14 protein-coding genes are annotated in these 22,834 nt (G+C 61.3%); 12 read left to right on the top strand and 2 right to left on the bottom strand.

Translation table 11 applies throughout. The annotated features are described in order from the left end of the window. Positions 1-16 precede the first annotated feature (16 nt). Positions 17-538, bottom strand: coding sequence for a c-type cytochrome (locus HDE79_RS14695; RefSeq protein WP_184603051.1), 522 nt, complete (start codon positions 536-538; stop codon positions 17-19). A gap of 519 nt (positions 539-1,057) precedes the next feature. Between HDE79_RS14695 and HDE79_RS14690 the strand changes: the two genes are divergently transcribed. The 12 genes from HDE79_RS14690 (at position 1,058) to HDE79_RS14635 (ending at position 21,832) form a co-directional block, all read left to right on the top strand. Then, a complete protein-coding gene (locus HDE79_RS14690; RefSeq protein WP_184602752.1) occupies positions 1,058-2,323 on the top strand; it encodes an efflux RND transporter periplasmic adaptor subunit in 1,266 nt (421 codons plus the stop codon). After that, positions 2,298-2,444 (top strand): hypothetical protein, encoded by a 147-nt coding sequence (locus HDE79_RS14685; RefSeq protein WP_184602750.1) that lies wholly within the window; start codon positions 2,298-2,300, stop codon positions 2,442-2,444. Before HDE79_RS14690 ends, HDE79_RS14685 begins: the two co-directional genes overlap by 26 nt. Before the next feature lie 15 nt (positions 2,445-2,459). Beyond that, the gene (locus tag HDE79_RS14680; RefSeq protein WP_184602748.1) at positions 2,460-5,708 is read left to right on the top strand and encodes an efflux RND transporter permease subunit; all 3,249 of its coding nucleotides are present in this window, start codon (positions 2,460-2,462) and stop codon (positions 5,706-5,708) included. Between the two features lie 268 nt (positions 5,709-5,976). Continuing rightward, entirely contained in the window at positions 5,977-9,108 is a 3,132-nt protein-coding gene (locus HDE79_RS14675) for an efflux RND transporter permease subunit (protein WP_184602746.1), read from the top strand. Between the two features lie 434 nt (positions 9,109-9,542). Further along, on the top strand, positions 9,543-9,812 hold the full coding sequence (locus tag HDE79_RS14670) for a hypothetical protein (protein WP_184602744.1): 270 nt from the start codon (positions 9,543-9,545) through the stop codon (positions 9,810-9,812). Between the two features lie 344 nt (positions 9,813-10,156). Next, positions 10,157-11,416, top strand: a complete 1,260-nt coding sequence (gene icd, locus HDE79_RS14665) for an NADP-dependent isocitrate dehydrogenase (protein ID WP_184602742.1) — start codon at positions 10,157-10,159, stop codon at positions 11,414-11,416. 505 nt (positions 11,417-11,921) lie between these two features. Next, positions 11,922-12,650 (top strand): hypothetical protein, encoded by a 729-nt coding sequence (locus tag HDE79_RS14660; protein WP_184602740.1) that lies wholly within the window; start codon positions 11,922-11,924, stop codon positions 12,648-12,650. Next, positions 12,650-15,196 carry a sulfite reductase flavoprotein subunit alpha gene (locus HDE79_RS14655; protein WP_221440177.1) on the top strand — a complete coding sequence of 849 codons (2,547 nt, stop codon included), beginning with the start codon at positions 12,650-12,652 and terminating at the stop codon, positions 15,194-15,196. Before HDE79_RS14660 ends, HDE79_RS14655 begins: the two co-directional genes overlap by 1 nt. 154 nt (positions 15,197-15,350) lie before the next feature. Then, positions 15,351-17,471 (top strand): TonB-dependent siderophore receptor, encoded by a 2,121-nt coding sequence (locus tag HDE79_RS14650; RefSeq protein ID WP_184602736.1) that lies wholly within the window; start codon positions 15,351-15,353, stop codon positions 17,469-17,471. A 175-nt stretch (positions 17,472-17,646) separates the two neighbouring features. After that, positions 17,647-19,419, top strand: coding sequence for a bifunctional isocitrate dehydrogenase kinase/phosphatase (aceK, locus tag HDE79_RS14645; RefSeq protein ID WP_184602734.1), 1,773 nt, complete (start codon positions 17,647-17,649; stop codon positions 19,417-19,419). 119 nt (positions 19,420-19,538) lie between these two features. Further along, positions 19,539-20,633 carry a TraB/GumN family protein gene (locus HDE79_RS14640; RefSeq protein WP_184602732.1) on the top strand — a complete coding sequence of 365 codons (1,095 nt, stop codon included), beginning with the start codon at positions 19,539-19,541 and terminating at the stop codon, positions 20,631-20,633. 77 nt (positions 20,634-20,710) lie between these two features. After that, positions 20,711-21,832, top strand: a complete 1,122-nt coding sequence (locus HDE79_RS14635; RefSeq protein WP_184602731.1) for a TraB/GumN family protein — start codon at positions 20,711-20,713, stop codon at positions 21,830-21,832. Positions 21,833-21,870: 38 nt separating this feature from the next. Here the strand turns inward: HDE79_RS14635 and HDE79_RS14630 are convergent, their stop codons facing one another. Continuing rightward, positions 21,871-22,815, bottom strand: coding sequence for an aldo/keto reductase (locus tag HDE79_RS14630; protein ID WP_184602729.1), 945 nt, complete (start codon positions 22,813-22,815; stop codon positions 21,871-21,873). Positions 22,816-22,834: the final 19 nt, after the last annotated feature.

Below are 22,834 nucleotides of genomic sequence, written 5' to 3'. Positions count from 1 at the left end.
GCGATGGAATCGGTGCTTATTTTGCCTGGTCAACAATCCATGTCACCGCGGCCTTGACCTGTGCGTCGGTCAGCGCCGGGTTGCCACCCTTGGCCGGCATGAAGTTGCCGTCCGGCCCGTGATAACCCTCGGTAGCGTGCTTGATCAGCGTGTCGAGACCTTCGGCGATACGCGGCGCCCACATCGCCTTGTTGCCGACCTTGGGCGCACCAGCGACGCCAGCGGTATGGCAGCTGGTGCACAGGTTGTCGAAGATGACCTTGCCGTCGGTGGTGCCGCCATAGGCCACCTGCGAGGCAGCGGCCTTGGCGGCGGCATCGGCCGCGGCCTGCATCGCGGCGCGGCCGGTATTGCCGGCATAAACGGCGCCAGCTGGTGTGATGCGATCGACCACCGCAGCCGACTGGTTCGGATCGGTTTCCTTCGGCGCGTGGTCGTAAATCTCGTAGCCGGCGAACATCAATACGACCGTCAGCACAGCAAGGCCGCCGACCATGATGCCAAGCTGACGGATGGTGGTCTTGTCGGAATTGCTCATGGGACCGCTCACGCACGTACTCCTTTCAGTAGGCAGGGCGGTGAGCCAGGGAGGCTGTTCCGGCGTACCTGATTAGCTGTTCTGTTGCACCGGTGGTATGGCGAGGCCAGAACCGCCGTAGTCGCGGGTCAGGCCGTTGCGCGAGGTTGCCATGCCCGCTCAAAGGCAACCAGCGCCGGATTATAGACGAAGCGTGCGGCAAGTTTCAGGCCTCCGCGGACGCGCATCACGGATGTGCCGCTTCGACAGCCGGGTGAGCGCGGCGCCTGAACGATGTCGCAAAAACGAGGTCTGCAAATATCGAACCCTGCCATCGGTCATGCTCTACCCCTGTCAACTGGCATTGTTCAAGTTCGTTCCACTACACCTATGCTTTCACCCCAGAGGAGTCTGTCGGCCATTGTGTCGACCGGGTGAGACCCGACAAACTTCAGACATACAAGCCGTGCATGCTGGACTGGTGTATGGCACCCCGTTGTGGACCCCGTTGCCGCGTTGTTTCAAGTCCAGGAGTTATACATGTCGCGTTTTTGGAAGATCACCCTGATCGTTATTGCCGTGATCGTGGTGGCGTTAGTGGGCTTCCGACTGCTGCACAAGCCGGCAGAGACGGCCGGTGGCCATCATCGTCGTGGCGCGGGTGCGGATAGCAGTGCAGCGGCCAAGGGCCAGGATGCGCAGGGCGACAAGGATGCCGCGCCGGTGCCGGTCACCGTGCAGCCGGTGGTCAGCCAGAGCGTGCCGATCTATCTCACCGGCCTGGGCACGGTGCAGGCGCTCAATACGGTGACCATCAACCCACAGGTCGGCGGCGAAATGATGACGCTGAACTTCACCGAGGGTCAGTCGGTGAAGAAGGGTGATGTGCTGGCGCAGATCGATCCACGCACCTACCAGGCCAATTACGACCAGGCCCTCGCCAAGCAGAAACAGGACGAAGCGCTGCTGGGCACGGCGCAAAGCACGCTCAAGCGAAACCAGGCGCTGGTGGCGCAAGGCTATGTCGCCGCGCTGGATATGGACACCTACCGCAACACCGTGGCGTCGGACACGGCCACCGTCGCGTCTGACGCTGCCTCGGTCAAGTCGGCCAAGGTGCAGCTCGACTACACCAAGATCATCTCGCCCTGCGATTGCGTCACCGGTATCCGCAGCGTCGACCCGGGCAACGTGGTGACCACTACCACGGCGATCGTCACGCTGACCCAGATCCATCCGATCTACGTGATCTTCTATTTGCCCGAGCAGAATCTGGAAACCGTGCGCAATGCGATCAAGGGCGGCGCCCAGCTTGAGGTGGTGGCGCTGGACAAGACCGACGCGCATCCGCTGGCGAGCGGCGGCGTACTGCAGGTGATCGACAACCAGATCAATACCACCACCGGCACGTTCAAGCTGCGCGCGCAGTTCCCGAATCTGGACAGCAACCTCTGGCCGGGTCAGTTCATCAACACACAGCTGAAGGTGAGCACCACGGCCGGTGGTTTGGTGATCCCGGCGCAGGCGGTGCAACGTGGTCCGGACGGCGACTACGTCTATCAGCTGCAGGACGACAAGACGGTCAAGATGCAGCCGGTGACCGTGGCCAACGAAGTGGGTGCCAGCAACGTGATGATCAGCAAGGGTCTGGCGGTCGGCGATCAGGTGGTGACCGAAGGCCAGTTCCGGCTCAAGCCCGGCAGCAAGGTCCAGGCGCTGAAACCCGGCGAAGTGCCGCCTGCACCCAGCGATGCCGAGTTGAAGGCCAAGCAGAAGAGTGGTGGCGGCCGTCGTGGCGGTGGCTGACGAATTGTGCTTCATCCGGCGGGTGATCGCGGCGAATTCGCCGGTCACCCGCGACAGCCTGCCTTTGCGTAGCGCCATCGCGCAAGGTTCATTGACGGTCGCCCACGACCACGCCAGCTGACGGTTACCACACGCCATGGGATTTTCGACCCTCTTCATCCGCCGACCGATCGCCACCTCGCTACTGATGGTGGCGGTACTGCTGCTCGGCATCCTTGGCTACCGTGAGCTGCCGGTATCGGCGCTGCCCGAAATCGAGGCGCCCAGCCTGGTCGTGACCACGCAGTATCCCGGTGCCAGCGCCGCGACCATGGCGTCACTGGTGACCACGCCGCTGGAACGCAACCTGGGCCAGATTTCCGGCCTGGCGATGATGACCTCCGATTCGTCGGCGGGTCTATCGACCATCGTGCTGCAGTTCAACATGGATCGCGACATCGATATTGCCGCGCAGGACGTGCAGTCCGAGCTCAACCAGGCGCGTGGCACGCTGCCCAGCACTTTGCCGTATCCGCCGGTGTACAACCGGGTGAACCCGGCCGATGCGCCGATCCTCACCCTGCAGCTCACGTCTGATTCGTTGCCACTGCGTGACGTCAACAATTACGCCGACTCGATCCTGGCGCAGAAGCTGGCGCAGGTGCAGGGAGTGGGTCTGGTGTCGATCGCCGGCAACGTGCGCCCGGCCGTGCGCGTGCAGGTGAATCCGGCGCAGCTGGCCAACCTCGGCCTGACGATGGAGGACGTGCGCAACGCGCTTACCGAGGCCAACGTCAACGCGCCCAAGGGCACGCTCAATGGCGCCACGCAGAGTTACAGCATCGGCACCAACGATCAGCTGGCGACTGCCGAGGAATACAAGAGCACGATCATCAGCTACAGCAACAACGCGCCGGTACGCCTGTCCGACGTAGCCAGCGTGGTTGACGGCGTGGAGAACGACCAGCTGGCCGCCTGGGCCAACGGCAAATCCGCCGTGCTGCTGGACATCCGCCGGCAGCCCGGCGCCAATATCGTGCAGACGGTGCAGTCGATCCGGCAGATCCTGCCGCAGCTGAAGGCGGTGTTGCCGGCCGATGTGCACCTGGATGTGTTCGCCGACCGCACGGTGACCATCCGTGCCTCGGTGCACGACGTGGAGATGACGTTGCTGATCACCATCGGCCTGGTGGTGGCGGTGATCTTCGTGTTCCTGCGTCGGTTGTGGGCCACGGTCATCCCATCGGTGGCGGTTCCGCTGTCGCTGCTGGGCACGTTCGCGGTGATGTCGTTCACCGGCATGTCGCTGGACAACCTGTCACTGATGGCGCTGGCGGTGGCCACGGGCTTCGTGGTGGACGATGCGATCGTGATGATCGAGAACATCGTGCGCTATATCGAACAAGGCATGGACGGCAAGGAAGCGGCGGAAGTCGGCGCCAAGGAAATCGGCTTCACCGTGCTGTCGTTGACCGTGTCGCTGGTCGCGGTGTTCCTGCCGCTGCTGCTGATGCCTGGCGTTACCGGCCGGCTGTTCCACGAGTTTGCCTGGGTGCTGACTATCGCGGTGGTCATCTCGATGCTGGTGTCGTTGACACTGACGCCGATGATGTGTGCGTATCTGCTGAAGGCCGACGCTTTGCCCGATAGTGATGACGTGCATGAGCGTCACGCAGCGGCGGGCAAAAAAAATGTGTGGACGCGCATCGTCGGTGGCTACGAGCGTTCGCTCGACTGGATTCTCGACCACCAGCGGCTGACCATGGTGGTCGCTGGTATCACCGTGTTCATCACCATCATTCTGTACATCATCATTCCCAAGGGTCTGCTGCCGGAGCAGGACACCGGCATGATCACCGGCGTGGTGCAGGCCGATCAGAACGTGGCGTTTCCGCAGATGGAGCAACGTACGCAGGCGGTCGCCAATGCGCTGCGCAAGATCGATGGTGTGGCCGGTGTAGCGGCGTTTATCGGCGCGGGTTCGGTCAATCCGACCTTGAACCAGGGCCAGCTCAGCATCGTACTGAAGGATCGTGGTGATCGCGCCAATCTCGATACCATGGTCGCCAACCTGCAGCAGGCCGCGGCCAATATTCCCGGCGTCGCGCTTTACCTGAAACCGGTGCAGGACGTGACGCTGGACAGCCAAGTGTCGGCCACCGAATACCAGTACTCGCTGTCCGACGTGAACTCGACCGAGCTGTCCGGCTACGCCAGCCAGATGACCCAGGCGCTGCGTCAGCGGCCTGAACTCGCAGACGTCGACAACAATCTCGCCGATCAGGGCACGGCGCTCAAGCTGACCATCGACCGCGACAAGGCCAGCCGCCTCGGCGTGCCGGTGCAGACCATCGACGACACGCTGTACGACTCGTTCGGTCAACGCCAGATCTCGACCATCTTCACCCAGCTCAACCAGTATCGCGTGGTGCTCGAAGTGGCGCCGCAGTTCCGCAACAGCACGGCGCTGCTGAATCAGTTGGCGGTGAAGAGCAATGGCAACGGTGCGCTGACGGGCAGCAATGCCACCAGTTTCGGTCAGGCTGCTTCGAGCAATTCGTCGACCAGCACCGGCGTCGGCGTCGCCAATACCGGCGTGATCATCGGCACTGGCGGCATTATTCCGCTCGCCTCGCTGGCCTCATCAGTTGTCACCACGGCACCGCTGGTGGTCAGTCATTCGCAACAGCTGCCGGCGGTGACCTTGTCGTTCAATCTGGCGCCAGGTTATTCGCTGTCGCAGGGTGTCGATGCGATTCACGAGGTCGAGCAGCAACTGAAATTTCCGGCGCAGGTACGCGGACAGTTCATCGGCAAGGCCGCCGAGTTCTCCAACAGCCTCGGTGACGAAGTGCTGTTGCTGCTGGCCGCGATCATCGTGATCTACATCGTGCTTGGCGTGCTGTACGAGAGCTACATCCATCCGCTGACGATTATCTCCACGTTGCCGCCGGCGGGTGTGGGTGCGTTGCTGGCGTTGATCCTGTGTGGCATGAGCCTGTCGGTGGATGGCATCGTCGGCATCGTGCTGCTGATCGGTATCGTCAAGAAAAACGCGATCATGATGATCGACTTCGCGATCGAGGCGAAGCGCACCGGCCTCAGCGCGCGCGATGCGATTCGTCGTGCCTGCCTGTTGCGGTTTCGTCCGATCATGATGACTACCGCCGCGGCCATGCTCGGCGCGTTGCCGTTGGCCTTGGGCAATGGCATCGGTTCGGAATTGCGTCGTCCGCTGGGTGTGTCGATCGTCGGCGGTCTGCTGTTGTCGCAGCTGGTCACGCTATACACCACGCCGGTGATTTACCTGCATATGGAACGGTTCTCCGACTGGATGGAAGCGCGTCGCGAGCGGCGTGCGCTGGCACATGCGCAGGCACAGAGCCAGGTGCGGAGAACGACTTGAGTCCAATGGTCCGATGGCGGCCGCCGGCTATGCGCGGACGGCACGAAGCGAAAGGGGCGCGGCGCGAGCCGTTCGCCCCTTTCGACTTGATGGCGGTGCGCTGGCACGCTGGGTCATGAGCACGTTTCACGGCGCATTTTCATCCCACTTTCGAGTTAAAAAATTTTGTGCGAACTGTTTTCCAGACTCAACCTTTTCAGCCTGCGGACGTTGATGGCTGCATGAGCCTTCACCTCCCGCACGTCGCCGTTGCGCATCATTTCGCGGCATGAATATCTCCGGACCGTTCATCCGTCGTCCGATCGGCACCTCACTCTTGGCCATCGGCGTGTTTGTGGTCGGGGTGATCTGCTACGCGTTGCTCGGCGTGGCTGCACTGCCGGATATCCAGGTGCCGGTAATCTTTGTGCAGGCCAGCCAGGCCGGCGCCAGTGCAGGCACCATGGCGTCCACCGTCGCCGCACCGCTGGAGCGCCATCTAGGTCAGGTGACTGGCGTCGATACGCTGCGCTCCTCCAGTTCGCTGGGCAGCACCCAGGTGTTCATGATCTTCGATGGCGGCCGCAATCTCGACGCTGCCGCGCGTGACGTGCAGGCGGCGATCAACGCGGCGCAGTCCGATCTTCCCTCTGGCCTCAACAGTCCACCCAGTTACGAGAAGGCCAATCCCAACGACGATCCGATCATTGCCTTCGCGCTGACTTCGGATACGCAGTCTTCGCGTGACCTGTATGACGTGGCCGATTCGCTGCTGGCGCAGCGATTGCGCCAGCTGGAAGGCGTGGCTTCGGTGGATATCGCTGGTGCATCGACGCCGGCCGTGCGCGTCGATGTCAACCTGCGTGCACTGAATGCCATGGGATTGTCGCCCGACGATCTGCGCAATTCGCTGACTGCCGCCAACGTCACCTCGCCGCAGGGTTTCCTGTCGGACGGCCAGACCACCATGGCGGTAACGGCCAACGACGCCTTGCACGTCGCTGACGATTTTTCCAGCCTGGTCATTTCCAACCAGAATGGCGTGGCGGTGCGTCTGTCCGACGTGGCCAAGGTTTACGATGGCCAGCAGGACGCGTATCAGGCGGCCTGGTTCCAGGGCAAGCCAGCGGTGCTGATGTACGTCTACAAGCAGTCCGACGCCAACATCATCGGCACGGTGGATCGCGTCAAAGCGGCAATTCCCGAGTTGCGAGGTTTCCTGCAACCGGGCACCACGCTGACGCCCTATTTCGACGGCACACCGACCATACGTGCGTCGCTGCACGAGGTGCAGGCCACGCTGTTGATCAGCCTCGCCATGGTGGTGTTGGTGATGGCGATGTTTCTGCGCCGTCTTGCGCCAACGATGATCGCCGCGCTCGCCGTGCCGCTGTCGCTGGCCGGCGCGGCCATGGTGATGTACATCCTCGGCTACACGCTCAACAACCTCACCCTGCTGGCGCTGGTGGTCGCGATCGGATTTGTGGTCGATGATGCGATCGTGGTGATCGAAAACGTCGTGCGGCATATCGATCAGGGTATGACGCGCATGGAAGCCGCGCTGGCCGGCGCGCGCGAGATCGGCTTCACCATCGTGTCGATCACCGGTTCGCTGGTGGCGGTGTTCATCCCACTGCTGTTCATGGGCGGCATCACTGGCATGTTCTTCAAGGAGTTCACGATGACGCTGGTGGCGGCGATCGTGATCTCGGCGCTGGTGTCGCTGACGTTGACGCCGTCGTTGTGTGGCCTGTTCCTGAAAGGTCACAGCGAACCGGAAAAGCCCTCGCGGCTGAATCTTGCGCTGGAGTCCATGCAGGACAAGATGCTCGCGGTCTACACCCGCGCATTGGATTTTTCGCTGCGCCATGCGCTGATGCTGGCGCTGACGCCGCTGATTCTGGTGGGCGTGACCCTGTTCCTGTTCACCCAGGTCCAGGCCAGCTTGTTTCCGCCCCAGGACACTGGGCTGATTCGTGGTCGAGCTTCCTCCGGCGCGACCGTATCGTTTCAGGATTCGGTCAATCGCCAGCAGCGCCTGATCGACATGCTGCTGAGGGATCGCGATGTGGCCACCGTCGGTTCGCGGCTGGGTAGCAGTCGGCAGGGTGCCAGTGGCCTGTTCGACATCCAGTTGAAGACCCGCGCCGAGGGTCGCAAGGACGACACCTTCGCAGCACTGGCGCGGCTGAGCGCCAAAGCCGCGCGCTATCCCGACCTCAACGTGCGCTTGCGCCCGATCCAGGATTTGCCCAGCTTTGGTGGCGGGGGCAGCAATCAGGGTGCGCAGTATCAGGTGTCATTGCAGGGCGATGACCTGACCGAGCTGCAGACTTGGCTGCCGAAACTGGTGACCGAACTGCGGAAGAATCCCAAACTCAAGGACGTTGGCAGTGACGTCGATGACGCCGGGCTGGAGCAGGACATCATCGTCGACCGCGACAAGGCCTCGCGGCTGGGCCTGTCGATGGGTACGATCGATGGAGCCTTGTATGATGCCTTCGGCCAGCGCCAGGTGTCGACGATCTACTCCGATCTCAACCAGTACAAGGTGGTGATCAATGCGTTGCCGAATCAGACCGCATCACCGGCCTCGCTGGACAAGACCTATGTGAAGTCGACCAGTGGCCAGATGATTCCGCTGACCGCATTTGCGCATCAGCAGGCGGGTCTGGCGCCAACCCAGGTCACCCACGAGAACCAGCAGACCACGATGGATCTGAGCTTCAATCTCGCGCCGGGCATCAGCCAGGGCGAGGCGCTGCAGATCATCCAGGCGACTGCCAGCAACATGCGTATGCCCGGCGACATGAAGCTCAACATCGGTAGCGATTTCCGTCGCTTCCAGCAGTCGCAGAGCGGCATGCTGTGGCTGGTCGCGGCGGCGATCATCACGGTCTATATCGTGCTGGGCATGCTTTACGAGAGCCTGATTCACCCGGTGACCATTCTCTCGACGTTGCCCGCGGCCGGTGCTGGAGCGCTGCTGGCGCTGTGGATCACTGACACTGAGTTGTCGGTGATCGCGCAGATCGCACTGGTGCTGTTGATCGGTATCGTCAAGAAAAACGCGATCATGATGATCGACTTCGCCCTGGTGGCTGAGCGCGAGCACCACAAGCCGCCTCTGGAAGCCGTGCGCGAGGCCTGCCTGGTGCGCTTCCGTCCGATCATGATGACGACGATGGTGGCGATTCTCGCTGCACTGCCGATCGCCATTGGCCTGGGCGAAGGTTCCGAGCTGCGTCGTCCGCTGGGTATCGCGATGATCGGCGGCCTGCTGATTTCACAGAGCCTGACCTTGCTCAGCACGCCGGCGCTATATGTGATTTTCTCCTGTCTCGCTGCGCACTGGAAAAGCTGGCGGGTGCGGCGGCGTGAGCGCGCCCGGTCAAGGCGCCTCGTGAGTGTCAGGGGCTGAGGTCGAGGGAGAATGTCGTCCGCGTATCAGCTGACGTCGGCGGATGGCGCCATTAGTTCCGTTCATCGATGCTCACAAATGGTTAACCAACAACGGGTTATGACTGGTCACGCTCGGACGCCGGTTATAGGGAGCGAGGAGCTATGAAACCGGTTTGACGATATCCATTGGTTGCAGTTGCAACTCGATCCCTGGATATTCCATTCCGTTTTTGTTCTGAAGGTTTACGTAGACGATTGACCCCGGAGCAGGCCATCTTCTACAACAGCGGTGGCAAGTGATAGCCTGTACGTGGTTGCCTGGCAGTTTTACGGCAGCGCCGATGCATGGAAGCCGTTTTTGATGCCCGTCGTGATCAGCTTATGGACCCCGATCGGATCAAACCCGGTCAGATGTAAAAATTTCCTTCCAACCCTAAATCTGGAGATGTTTGTATGAAGATGACCCGCACCCTGATCTGCGCTGCCTCGCTGGCCGCCGTCCTGTCCCTGAGCGCCTGCGGCAAGAGCGATGATTCCGCTTCGGCACCGGCTGACTCGACCCCGCCGGCAGCTGCTACCGCTGCACCGGCAGCAACGCCGACTCCGGCTTCCACCGCGGCTGCGGCACCGGCTTCCACTGCAGCCATGGCACCGGCCAGCACCGCCGCTGCTCCGGCCAGCACCGCTGCAGCGCCGGCGAGCGCTTCGACCGCTGGGCATTAATTTGCCCAAGCGGTATTCAGAGGCTGATTGCTAAGTAAGCGATATAGGTTAGCCAATCAGTACTCGAAAATAAAAAGAGCGCGGTTATCCGCGCTCTTTTTATTTGGGCCAAGTGGCGGTGGCGTTAGTTGGACGAATCACCGGGTCGCGCAGCCCAACTCAAGTTGAGCGTCTAGCGTTTGCGTACGCGTACCATCGCGTAGTGCCTCAAAACGTCGCTACGTATATCCGGCATGGTCAGCGAGGTCTATTCGGGCGAAAATGGGCGTCTTGTGTTTGCCCGGGACGGCGCCATGTCCGCCCTGACATTTTTGCAGGTCCTGATTTACCAGCCGGAGATTTCCATGTCTGACAGCAAGCCCACGCCGCCGACCGGTGGCAGCAAGATCACCATTACCGACGGCAAGCTGCACGTGCCGAACCAGCCGATCGTGCCCTTCATCGAAGGCGATGGTATCGGTCCAGACATCTGGAAGGCTTCCGTGCGCGTGCTTGATGCCGCTGTGGCCAAGGCCTACGGCGGCCAGCGCAAGATCCACTGGATGGAAATCCTGGCGGGCGAGAAGGCATTCAACGAAACCGGCAGCTGGCTGCCGGAGGAAACCGTCGAGGCCTGCCGCGACTACCTCGTCTCGATCAAGGGGCCGCTGACCACGCCGGTCGGTGGCGGCATCCGCTCGCTCAACGTGGCACTGCGCCAGCAACTGGACCTTTACACCTGCCTGCGCCCGGTGCGCTGGTTCAAGGGCGTGCCATCGCCGGTGAAAAAGCCGGAAGACGTAGACATGGTGATCTTCCGCGAGAACTGCGAAGACATCTACGCCGGCATCGAATTCCAGGAAGGCACCGACGACGCGAAGAAATTCATCAAACTGCTGCAGGACAACTTCCCCGACCGCTTCAAGAAGATCCGTTTCCCGGAAACGTCCGGCATCGGCATCAAGCCGGTTTCGAAGGAAGGTACCGAGCGCCTGGTGCGCGCCGCGTTCAAGTACGCCATCGACAACGACCGCAGGTCGGTGACCCTGGTGCACAAGGGCAACATCATGAAGTACACCGAAGGCGCGTTCCGCGACTGGGGCTACGCCCTGGCCAAGAACGAGTTCGGCGCGGTCGAGTTGGACGGCGGCCCGTGGATGAGCTTCAAGAACCCGAATACCGGCAAGGAGATCGTGGTCAAGGACGTGATCGCCGATGCGTTCCTGCAGCAGATCATGACTCGCGCTGCGGAGTACGACGTGGTCGCCACGCTCAACTTGAACGGTGACTACATCTCCGACGCGCTGGCCGCTGAAGTCGGCGGCATCGGCATCGCGCCTGGCGGCAACATCAACTACATCACCGGCCATGCGGTGTTCGAGGCCACTCACGGCACGGCACCGAAGTATGCCGGCCAGGACAAGGTCAACCCAGGTTCGGTGATCCTGTCCGGTGAGCTGCTGCTGCGTCACCTCGGCTGGAACGAGGCCGCCGACAAGATCATCGAGGCGATGGACAAGGTGATCGCCGCCAAGACAGTGACCTACGACTTTGCCCGCATGATGGATGGCGCCAAGGAAGTGAAGTGCTCCGAGTTTGGTGACGCGCTGATCGCGGCGATGTAAGTCGTTCTTCCAGATGTCTACACAATAAAGGGCGCCGCGGCGCCCTTTATTGTGTTTGGATCGCCGCCTCTGTCGCGCGTTCGTGGTGGCATGAAATGCAGCACGGACGACCGCAGGCTATCCATTCCCGGCTGTGTCGATCGCGCCTGTTGGACCGGCAAATGGAAAAGTTGCCAGCTCGATGGCACCAGTGACAACAGGCCGACCATGCCGGCGAGCGTGTTTGCCGCCAGGCTGACAACTTGTCGCCAAGGTCGCTTGCCTGATTGGTCCGTTGGCGTCGTCCACCCGATGTCGTTCCGTCGACACGGTACTCGTTGCAGCAACGACCACTCCCTGTAGCGCTTGCCTATCGCGAAGATCGAGGTGCGCTTCGGCGAACAGGGCTGGTGCGCGCGAAAACAATTGACTTGGAGATGCTAATCATTATCATTTGCAATACCACTTAATATTCGCGGCGCTTCGATTTGGCACGAGTGTCGGCGCGGAGTTTCAAGGAATTTCGATGCCAATCTCTGCTGTGTTTCGTTTGATTTTTGGCCTGATGGTCGCTGCTGTTGCGCCGCTAGCCGTGGCGGCGGTGCCCGCCCACATCCTCTTCATCGGACGCGCCGATGTGCCGCATGGTTCGGCCGACGCGCTGGTCGTGGCGCATTTGCAGGCACGCGGATTGCAAATCAGCGTGGTCGATCAACCCAGGGATTATGGCCATGCACTGGCTGACGCATGCCATTTCAGCCTGGTGGTGATCTCTTCATCGATCCGTTCGCGCGACTTTCTGCCAGGTTTTCGCGATGTTCGCGTGCCCTTGCTGACGTGGGAGAACGACCTGCTGGACGACCTGCGGTTTACCGGGCGCTACAAAGGGCAGGACTTTGGCGAGGTGGCGAAAGAGCACTACCTGTGGTCGGTCAACGCGCCCCACCCGCTGTCCGCCCACCAGCCGTCGGGGATGATCACAATGTACGACCGCGATCAATCGATGGGCTGGGGCAAGCCCGGCCTCGGTGCGGTGATTGTGGCGACCTTGCCGGGGCAGCCAGAGAAGGCGGCCATCTTCGGCTATGAGCGCGGTGCCACGATGGACTACGACTTCATCGCACCGGCCCGACGGGTATTCCTGCCACTGGACAACGATACCTTTGGTCAACTCAATCCCGCTGGCTTGGCGCTGTTTGACGCTGCCATTGATTGGTCATTACACGATGCCCAGGGATGCAGTGCGGCACCATGATGCGTTGGGTGTTATTTCAGCTGCATTGGTTTCTCGGCATCACAGCCGGATTGGTACTGGCGGTGATCGGCGTCACCGGCGCGACGATGAGTTTCGAAGACGAGATCATGGCTGCGCTCAGCCCTGGCATCGTCAGCGTGGCGGCCCCCTTTCCTGCTGCTGCGCCGTTGTCGCCAGATGCCTTGATCGCCCGCGCCATGGCGCAACGCCCGGGGCGCAAAGTGGTCAGCCTGACGTTGTCGAGCGAACCGCTGCATGCAGCGCAGGTCAGCTTTGATCCGGCTTCAGCGGGGCAGCGGCGCGGCGAGAGCAGCTATATCGATCCGTATCGCGGCCTTTTGCTGGGGCGGCCGAATGGTCAGGATTTTTTCGCCACGGTGCGGCAGATTCACCGCTTTCTGGCTTTGCCGGGATACGCGAATGGCGTCGGTCGTACGATCACTGGTATCAGCACGCTGTCGCTGATCTACTTTGCGCTATCGGGGCTTTATCTGCGCTGGCCGCGGCAACCGCTCAACTGGCGTGCGTGGCTGGTGCTGGACTTGCGTCGCACCGGACGCAACCTCTACCGAACCCTGCATGCCGTGATTGGCGGCTGGGTGCTGATGTTCTATCTGCTTAGCGGATTCACCGGATTATGGTGGTCGTACGATTGGTATCGCCGCGGCGTGACTTATGCGTTGACGGGGCAGTCCTTGCAGGCGGGGCAGCCACGCGCACCGCGCACACCGCGAGCGGATCGGGTCGCGGTGTCGATGCCACCGTTAGATGCAGCGTGGAAGGGCTTTCTGCAGGCAAGCGGCGGCCGTTTCAGCGAGGTCATAGTCACTTTGCCCGAGGGTCGTGGCCCGGTGCGTTTTCGTGCGCAGCTCCCGCATGCCCGCTTCGAACGGATGGCGGACGAGATCCAGGTAGCTACCGATGGGCAGGTATTGAAAGTCGATCGCTACGCCGATCGTGCGCTCGGCAAAGTACTTGTCGGCGGTGTGCTCGATCTGCATCAAGGCAGCTTTTTTGGATGGCCGGGCCGTGTGATCATGGCGCTGACCAGTCTTACCATGCCGTTGTTTGCGATCACCGGTATCTTGCTTTACCTGGGTCGCCGTCGGCGCAAGAAAGCCTTGGCGCAGATGCAGCCCCTGGCCGCTATCGAGGTGCCGGCCGATGCATGGCTGATCGCTTATGCCAGCCAGACCGGGCGTGCCCAGCAGCTGGCGCGGCAAACCGCGATCGCCTTTGAAGCCACGGGACAGCCCGTGAATGTGCTGCCATTGGCGAATGTGGGGCCAGACGAGTTGAGCGCCGCGCCGCGTGCATTGTTTGTTGCCAGCACCTACGGCGATGGCGAGCCGCCGGATGAAGCACGGGCGTTTGTCCGCCGCATCATGCAGCAGGCTATCCCGTTGGGGCATCTGGAATATGCGGTGCTGGCCCTGGGTGATCGCGAGTATCCCGATTTCTGTGAGTTTGGCCGTCAACTCGATGGCTGGCTGCATGAGCGCGGCGGCCGTCGTCTGTTCGAGCGGGTCGAATGGGATGGTGACGATGTGCAAGCGCGCCATCGCTGGGCTGAAATGATTGGCGATCTCGGTGCCAGTCGACATGCCGCCGACCTGAGCGCGGCGCGTTTCGATAGCTGGCGTTTGTGCGAGCGCCGCGCACTCAACGAGGGTGGGCCAGGTGCCGTGGCCTTCCATCTTGCGTTCGAGCCATCGCCAGCCGCGATGACGTCCGCTGAGCCGCTCAGCTGGGAGCCGGGCGATATCGTCGAGATCTTGCCGCGCCAGTCGTCGCAGCGCGTTGCCGCATGCCTGGCGCGGATGCCGGACGTGGATGCAGTCGAAGTGGAGGTGGAGGTGTTGGCCGAACGACTGGCGACGAGTGACTTGCCACTGGTGTGGCCATTGGCATTGACATCGGCAGCTGCGCTGGATGCGTTGGTTCCACTGCGCCCACGAGAGTATTCGGTGGCCTCGCTCGCGGGCTCAGGTCGGATTGAGTTGCTGGTACGTCAGGCTGTGCGTGATGACGGTGAGTACGGCGTGGCGTCGGGTTGGTTGACGCGCCACCTGGCCGCGGATGGCGAGATTGCACTGCGCATCCGGCCCAATCCTGGCTTCCGGCCGCCGGCCTTGACCGCGCCGCTGATCTTGATTGGCAACGGCACCGGACTCGCCGGTCTGCTGGTGCATCTGCGTCATCGCCACGCACTGCACGCCGCTGCCAGCTGGTTGCTGTTTGGCGAGCGCAGCCGGACGCATGACCGCTTTCACCAGCAAGAATTGGACGGCTATCTTTCCGCGGGAAGCCTGGCTCGCCTGGACCAGATTTATTCGCGTGAAAGCGATGGCGGTTACGTGCAAACGCTGCTTGCCGTTCACGCGGATCAACTCACCGAATGGATCAAGGACGGCGCAACTATCCTGGTATGTGGCAGCCTGCAAGGCATGGCTCCGGCGGTCGATCACGCGTTGCGCCTGGCGCTTGGCGATGAGCTTATCGAACAACTAATCGACACGGGACGATATCGCCGAGACGTCTACTGAATCCCGCCCAGCTTTTTCGCGATGGCGTCATCACGCCATCGCCTGTCGCCACGCCACGCCACGATTTTCGCTACCCGCCGTTTTGACCCAGCGGGGTCTGCGTGTGCCTGACGATGGTGTTTTACTTTTTTATTCGTTACCTGGAGAACACTCAATGAGGCATCCGAAATCGCGACAACCGCAAGCCACCTGTTTACTGATGCTCTGCGCGCTGCTGCCGCCGCTGGCACGAGCGGACGCCGATGAAGCCACGCATCCCCGTAAAACCACCAATCTGGAAGCGGTCAAGGCGGTGGCCGCTCACAGTGAGGGTTTTGCCCCCAAGCGGGTGAATGTCGGTCCATACCAGGGCCAGGACATACTCAACGTGCCGGCGACGGTGAATGTGGTGACGCGTGATTTGATCGATGCGCAAGCTGCTGCCGGTATGTATGACGCGTTACGCAACGTGGCTGGCGTCAGCCGCCAGCAGCTGAATGGTCTGTCGTATGACAACTTGTCGATCCGCGGCATCAGCCTGGACAACCGCGCGAGCTATTACTTCAACGGTGTATTGCCGTTCGACAACAACATCGCGATACCAATGGAGGATAAGGAAAGCTTCGAGGTACTCAAGGGTGCGGCCGCACTGTATTACGGTTATGCAGTACCGGGCGGCATCGTCAACATGACGACCCGACGGGCCGGTGATACGCCGGTGACGCGGGTGGGTACCTCCTACGACAGCAACGGCTCGGCCAAGCTCAGCCTCGATCTGGCGCGCCGGTTTGGTACGCACAATCAGTTCGGTGTGCGCGTCAATGCGGCAGATCAGAATGTGCACACGCCGATCAACAAGGTGGATGGTGGTCGACGGATGGTCAGCCTGGCCGCCGACTGGCGGGTCAACTCGCGGCTCTTGCTTAAATACGACTACGAACATGTCGAACAGAATTTGCCCGAGCAGGCCGGTATCACGCCGCTGGCAGCGGTCAATGGCAAGATCACCTTGCCGCGTCTGCCGGCGGCCGACGAGCTGTTGCCGCCATCGGGCTATCAGACCAAGTCGCGCGCCGACACGCATCTGCTGCGCGCCGATTATGTGCTGAGCGACAACTGGGCCGGGATGGTATCGGCAGGTCAGTCCACCACCCGCCGTGATCGCTGGCTGTGGATCTTTCGCAACTACAACGTGAACACGGGCACCGGCCAGTTGCAGGGTAGCAAACAGAACGGTCAGATCTATCGCAATCGCAATCTGCGTGCGGAAATCAATGGTGTGCTCGAGACCGGCCCGATCACGCACAACGTCACGGTCGGCGCGTCGCGCAACCAGCTGTATCAACCCGACTTCACCACGTATTACTACGTCGCCACGCAGAATCTCTACGATCCGATCAACGTCACCAGCATCAAGGCATCCGGCACGCCGAAGGTGTTCTATGCGCAGACGGTATGGAACAGCGGTACCTATGCGTTCGACCGCATGGCCATTGGTCAGCAGTGGGAATTCACTGGCGGGTTGCGGCGGTCCACGTATGAGAGTTCGCAGTTGGGCTCGGTGAGTACGGACGTCAGCAAAAACACACCTTCGGCCAGTCTGGTCTACAAGCTCGATACCAGCACCAGCATCTATGCCAGTTATATCGAAGGGCTGGAGTCCGCCGGCAGCGCGCCGGGCACGGCTGCCAACGCCTATCAATCGCTGCCGGCGGCGGTGAGCCGACAGAGTGAACTGGGCTTGCGTCATCGTTACGACAACGATGCGCTGGTGTCGGTCGCCTATTTCGATATTCGTCAGCCTTCAGCCAATCTCGACAGCGATAACGTGTACAGACTGGATGGCTGGTCGCGTTATCGCGGCGTTGAGGCCTCGGCGCAGGGCCATCTCGGGCCGCAGTTGTCGTTGAGTGCGTCGGCGATGTGGTTGCACGCCCGTCAGACGCAGGCAACCGATCCGACGCTCGTCGGCAAGACACCTGAGAATACGCCGCGAGTGACTGCCAGCGTCTTCGCTGAATACGCGTTGGTCGGTGCGCCTGGATTGGCGTTCAATCTCGGCGCGTTCTATACCGCCGCGCGCCCCATCAATAACGCTGACCAGACCTGGATAGGTGGCTATACCCTGTTCAGCACAGGCGCAAGCTATACGATGCAGGCGGACAGTCATTCGATACATTTTCAAATCAATATCGAGAACCTGGCCAACAAGCGCTATTGGAGTGCGGCGGGCTCCAGTCAGCTGGCTGTTGGGCTGGGGCGGACGGCGATGTTCAGCACGACATTTGATTTCTGACTGCGTTGCGCGGTCCTGTATGGCCTTGGGGGACGTCTGTGCAAGTCGCTGCATTCGGTTGCAATTAGGCGTTCAGACGATGGGCATGCGCTGCTGTTTGCGAGACCGTCCGGCAAGCAGGTTTGACCGGGGCAGGCGGCAGGAGGAATGGCGTTGCAGCCGTTAGACTGCGGGCATGGAAGCAAATCGTGAGGGAAGCTCAAATACCGATCCGCAGGCGCATGCGGCGGCGGCGCTACTGGTCGATGCGTTTGCGGACTACAACGCCCGTTTCGCCGACATCACGCGTCGGGCGCGTCGGCGTTTCGAGCGGCGCGATTGGCATGGCAGCAGTCTGGATGCACGCCAGCGCATCGATCTGTACGACATCTGCATCCGTGAAACCCAGGGACGGCTTGATGGGCTGCTCGATGACCGCGTGCGCTCGCGTCTGCTTTGGGTCGCCATGCGCCATGCCTACGAGAAACAGATAGCCCGATTGCCCGACCGCGAGTTTTACAAGACCTGGTTCAACTCACTTTCGCGCCGCCACTTCCATACCCGCGGTCTGGCATCGGATATCGAATTCGTGGCGCTGGAGCGTGAGCCGGACTCCGAAGGCAGCGATGTGGCGCCACATCGGCATTACGAAGTGCAAGGCGACTTGCCTTCTGCCTGCGAACGCCTGCTGAAGGATGCCGCGTTTGCCTACGCTGATCCCGCTGGCTGTGCGGCAACATTGGCACGCACGCTGGAGGCGCGACTGCACGCGGCAGGTCTGCCGACCGTTGAAGTGATCGATCTGCTGCAGGCGATTTTCTATCGCGACCGCCGCGCGTATCTGGTCGGACGCTTGCGTGTCGGACACCGGCGACATCCGCTGGTGATCGCGCTGACGCATGCCGCCGATGGCGTACAGGTGGATGCGCTGCTGACTGTGCGCGAGCACATCTCGATCCTGTTCGGCTATGCGCGCAGTTATTTTCATGCTGACATCGGCAACGTCGGTGCGGTCGTTGCCTTTGTGCGGGCGCTGCTGCCACACAAACCGCTGGAAGAGCTTTACGCCGTGCTGGGTCGGGCCAAACAGGGCAAGACCGAGCGTTACCGGCGCGTATTCAGCCATCTGGCCATCCATCCGCAGGAGCGCCTGGTCCATGCCGACGGCAAGCGTGGCATGGTGATGGCAGTGTTCACCCTGCGTGATCTGCCGGTGGTATTCAAGTTGATCCGTGACCGCTTCGCGTGGCCCAAGGACATGGTGCGCAAGCAGGTGGAGGAGAAATACCGGCTGGTGTTTCATCACGATCGCGTGGGTCGGTTGATTGACGCCCAGGAATTTGGCCAGCTGCGTTTTTCGCTGCATCAGTTCGACGAAAAGCTGCTGCAGGAGTTGCTGGACGAATGCGCCGAAAGCGTGCGCGTGGACGGCAACGAACTGGTGATCGCGCACTGCTACGTCGAGCATCGGCTGCGCCCGATGGATCTGTACGTGCGCGAGGTCGATCCGATCGAGGCGGCGCGTGCGATGCGCGACTACGGCCAGGCGGTCAAGGATTTGGCCGGCAGCAATATCTTTCCCGGCGATCTGCTGCTGAAAAACTTCGGTATCTCGCGCAACGGGCGCGCGGTGTTCTACGACTACGACGAATTGTGCATGTTGGGCGAGTGCCATTTCCGCGCGTTACCAAAGCAGCACGAGGACGACGAGATGCAGTCGCTGCAGGATTCCGTCTACGCCGCACCGGAGGACGTGTTTCCCGAGCTTTTCGTCAACTTTCTTGGCGTATCCGCGCCGTTGCGTGCGGCGCTGATCGAAGCACACGGCGAGATTTTCGATCCGGCGTGGTGGCGCAGCCTGCAGGATCGCCTGCGCGCAGGTGATTACGTCGATGTGCCGCCGTATCCCGCCGAAACGCGCCTCGCCCATCAGCCCGCTCTGCCTGGGCGGGAAGAAGCCTCGCAGTGAAACGGGTCCATACAGGGATCATCAACGCCGGATGCTTTTATTCGCGCATGTGCGCACCTTCAGCGAAAATTGCGGTCAATAGCTGCGACCAAACGGTCAAGCGACTCGGGAAATCCATCATGCGCGTTGTATTGGCACTTTGCCTGTCTGCCCTGTCCCTCAGCCTGTCGGCGCAGACAGCGCCTGCTGCTCCGGCATCACCCTCCAGCGTGACCGACCTGGCTGCCGTGGCCGTCAGTGGCGTGCAGCCCGGTCCGGGGCTTTGGAAGGTCAGCAAGGGCGGTCATACGATGCTGCTGCTCGGCGTGATATCACCGCTGCCGGAGCTGATGCAGTGGCGGTCAGCCGATGTCGAAACCGCTATCGCCGGCTCGCAGCAGGTGTTGCAGCTACCCGACGTCAAGCTGAAAGTGGACGTGAGTTTCTTTGGCAAATTGTTCCTGCTGCCGTCGGCGTACAGCGCGCGCAAGAATGACAACGGCGCCAGCCTGCAGCAGGTGCTTCCTGCGCCGATGTTTGCGCGTTGGGAGGTGCTGAAGGCCAAGTACATTGGGAAAGATGGCGGCATTGAGCGGTGGAAGCCGATCTTCGCCGCCCAGGAACTGTACAAGAAAGCGATCAAGGCGAATCAGTTGAGCAAATCCGGTGGCGTGCAGTCGAACATCGATGCGCTGGCCAAAAAGTACAACGTGCCGGAAACCTCCACCGACTACCCGCTGGTGATCGAGCACCCGCATGATGCGATCAAGGCGTTCAAGGCATCCGGGCTGGACGATGTAGCCTGCTTTGGGCACACGCTGGATGCGATCGAGCAGGACATACCAACGATGACCTTGCGCGCCAATGCATGGGCTACCGGGGATCTGGATGCGCTGCGCAAACTGCCCGACAGCGACCGTCGCGGTACCTGTATCAGCGCGATTACCGATGCGGAATTTGCGCGCAAGCTTGGTTTGTCCGACGTGCCTGCGCGAATGGAGGACAGCTGGCTGACCACAGCCCGTGCGTCGTTGGCAAAGAATGCGCAAACCTTTGCGATGCTGCCGATCAAGGAGCTGCTGTCGGCCGATGGCTATCTGTCCAGGCTCAAGGCCGAGGGTTATCAGGTCGAGGCGCCGGATGCCGACGATAGCGATGATGCCGGCCCGGCATCGGCGAACACATCTGCACCAAGCACGTCAGTCTCTGGTCCGGCAGCGAGCGTGGTTCACTAAGAGCCTGTTTGCGATAACTTCGAATGAGCATGCGTCGTTTGCAATGTTAGCCAGAGGCATTGGGAGAAAGTACGCGGATGTTCATCCATCGACGCATCGCCCATCGATTGATCGTTCTGTTGTTGCTTGCAGGCACGGCTCCGCTGGCTGCGGCTTTCGATGCGCCCGCACACGCATCGTCGGCAGCGCCGCCGCCGGGGCAGGTTACCGAGCTGCAAGGCATCAGCGTCAGCGGCGTGCAGCCGGGGCCCGGTCTGTGGAAAGTCAGCAAGGGTGATCACGTGCTGTGGGTGTTGGGTACGCTGGAGCTGTTACCCAAAGGCATGGTCTGGCAGGCGCGCGACGTGCAGGCAGCGATCGCCGATTCGCAGCAGGTGCTGGATAAACCGCAGATCAAGGTGGATGCCAAGTTGGGCTTTTTCGGCACGCTCGGCATCCTGCCCAGCCTGATCGGTGTGCGCAACAATCCCGATGGCAAGCATCTGGTCGATGTGGTGCCGCCGGATCAGTACGCACATTGGCTGGTGCTGAAAAAGAAATATCTTGGCTGGGATAACGGTGTCGAAAAACAGCGACCGATTTTCGCTGCCTTTGCGCTGTTTCTCGCGGCGATCAAACAGGCTGATCTGACCGACGACATGATCGATCCGCTGATCAAGAAGGCGGCAACGCAGCACGATCTGAAACCTACCCCGATCAATTACACGGTTGTGGTCGATCAACCGAAAGCCGTCGTGAAGGATTTCAAGAAAGGTCCGCTGGAGGATGGGGATTGCTTCGCCAAAACGCTCGATCATCTCGATAGCGATGTGGCGCTGATGCGCGCACGCGCCAACGCATGGGCCACCGGCGATCTGGATGCGTTGCGCCGGTTGCCACTCAGCAATCAGTTGCAGGTCTGCCTTGCGGCAGTCAATCAGTCGGCTATCTCACACGAGTTGGGCTTGACGGATATTGAAGCGAATATCGAATCGACATGGGTAGCGGCCGCCATCAAGGCACTCGATAACAACCGTGTGACCTTTGCCCAGCTGCCTATGGAACGACTGCTTGGCAAGCATGATTATCTGGCCCCATTGCAGGCGCAGGGTTATACGGTGACATTGCCGGAAGGCTTGAACGATGCGACGCCGGAGTCGGCAGCTGCAACCGCGTTACCGGCAAAGGCAGCGAGCACCACTGGCGCTCGGCCCCGCTGAACTTCCTGCGCTTTTATCCGCAGAGCGTTGCCACAAGCTCACTCACTTGCGGAATTCAGTCGCGCTATCTCGTTGTCACTCAGGCTGAGCTCCGCGGCACCGACCAGCTCGTGCAACTGTTCCACGCTGGTTGCACTGGCAATCGGCGCGGTGATGCCGGGTCGCGCCATCAGCCATGCAAGGGCAACCTGCGCCGGTTTGGCATGGTGCGTTGAGGCCACTTCATCCAGTGCCGCCAGAATCTGCATGCCGCGCGGATTGAGATACTTCTTCACCGCACCGCCGCGAACGCTGCTCTTGGCCAGGTCGCTCTCGCTGCGATACTTGCCGCTGAGAAAGCCGCTGGCCAGCGAGTAGTAGTTGATGACGCCGATGTTTTCGCTGCGGATCAGCGGTTCGAGATCCTTTTCGTAACCCGCGCGATCAATCAGGTTGTAGTCCGGCTGCAGGCTTTCGTAGCGCGGCAGGTTGTACTCGCGCGATACCTTCAAAGCCTCGGCGAGGCGGTCGGCGTTGTAGTTGGATGCACCGATCACGCGCACCTTGCCGGATTCGATCAATCGCGCGAATGCCCCCAGCGTTTCCGCGAGAGGCGTGCTGGCATCGTCTTCGTGTGCCTGGTACAGATCGATGTGGTCGGTCTGCAGTCGCTTCAACGAGCTATCCACAGCCTGCGTAATATTCACCGGTGACAGACCCGGCTGATCAGTCCACTTGCCCACCTTGGTGGCGATCACCACCTTGTTGCGCTTGCCTGATTGCTTCAGCCACTTGCCGATGATCGTTTCCGACTCGCCGCCACGGTTGCCCGGCACCCATGCCGAATAGACGTCGGCTGTATCGATCAGATTAAAGCCGGCATCGACGAAGGCATCGAGTAGCTCGAACGAGCGCTTTTCGTCAACGCTCCAGCCGAACACGTTTCCGCCGAAGGCGAGCGGCGCAATAGAAAGTGATGATTTGCCAAGTGGGCGCTGTTGCATGGGACACCTCGGATGGGCG

Source organism: Rhodanobacter sp. MP1X3 (genome assembly GCF_014207165.1).
Taxonomy (GTDB): Bacteria; Pseudomonadota; Gammaproteobacteria; order Xanthomonadales; family Rhodanobacteraceae; genus Rhodanobacter.
Note: the sequence above shows the minus strand (reverse complement) of the source record. Positions and strands in the feature narration are given on the sequence as shown.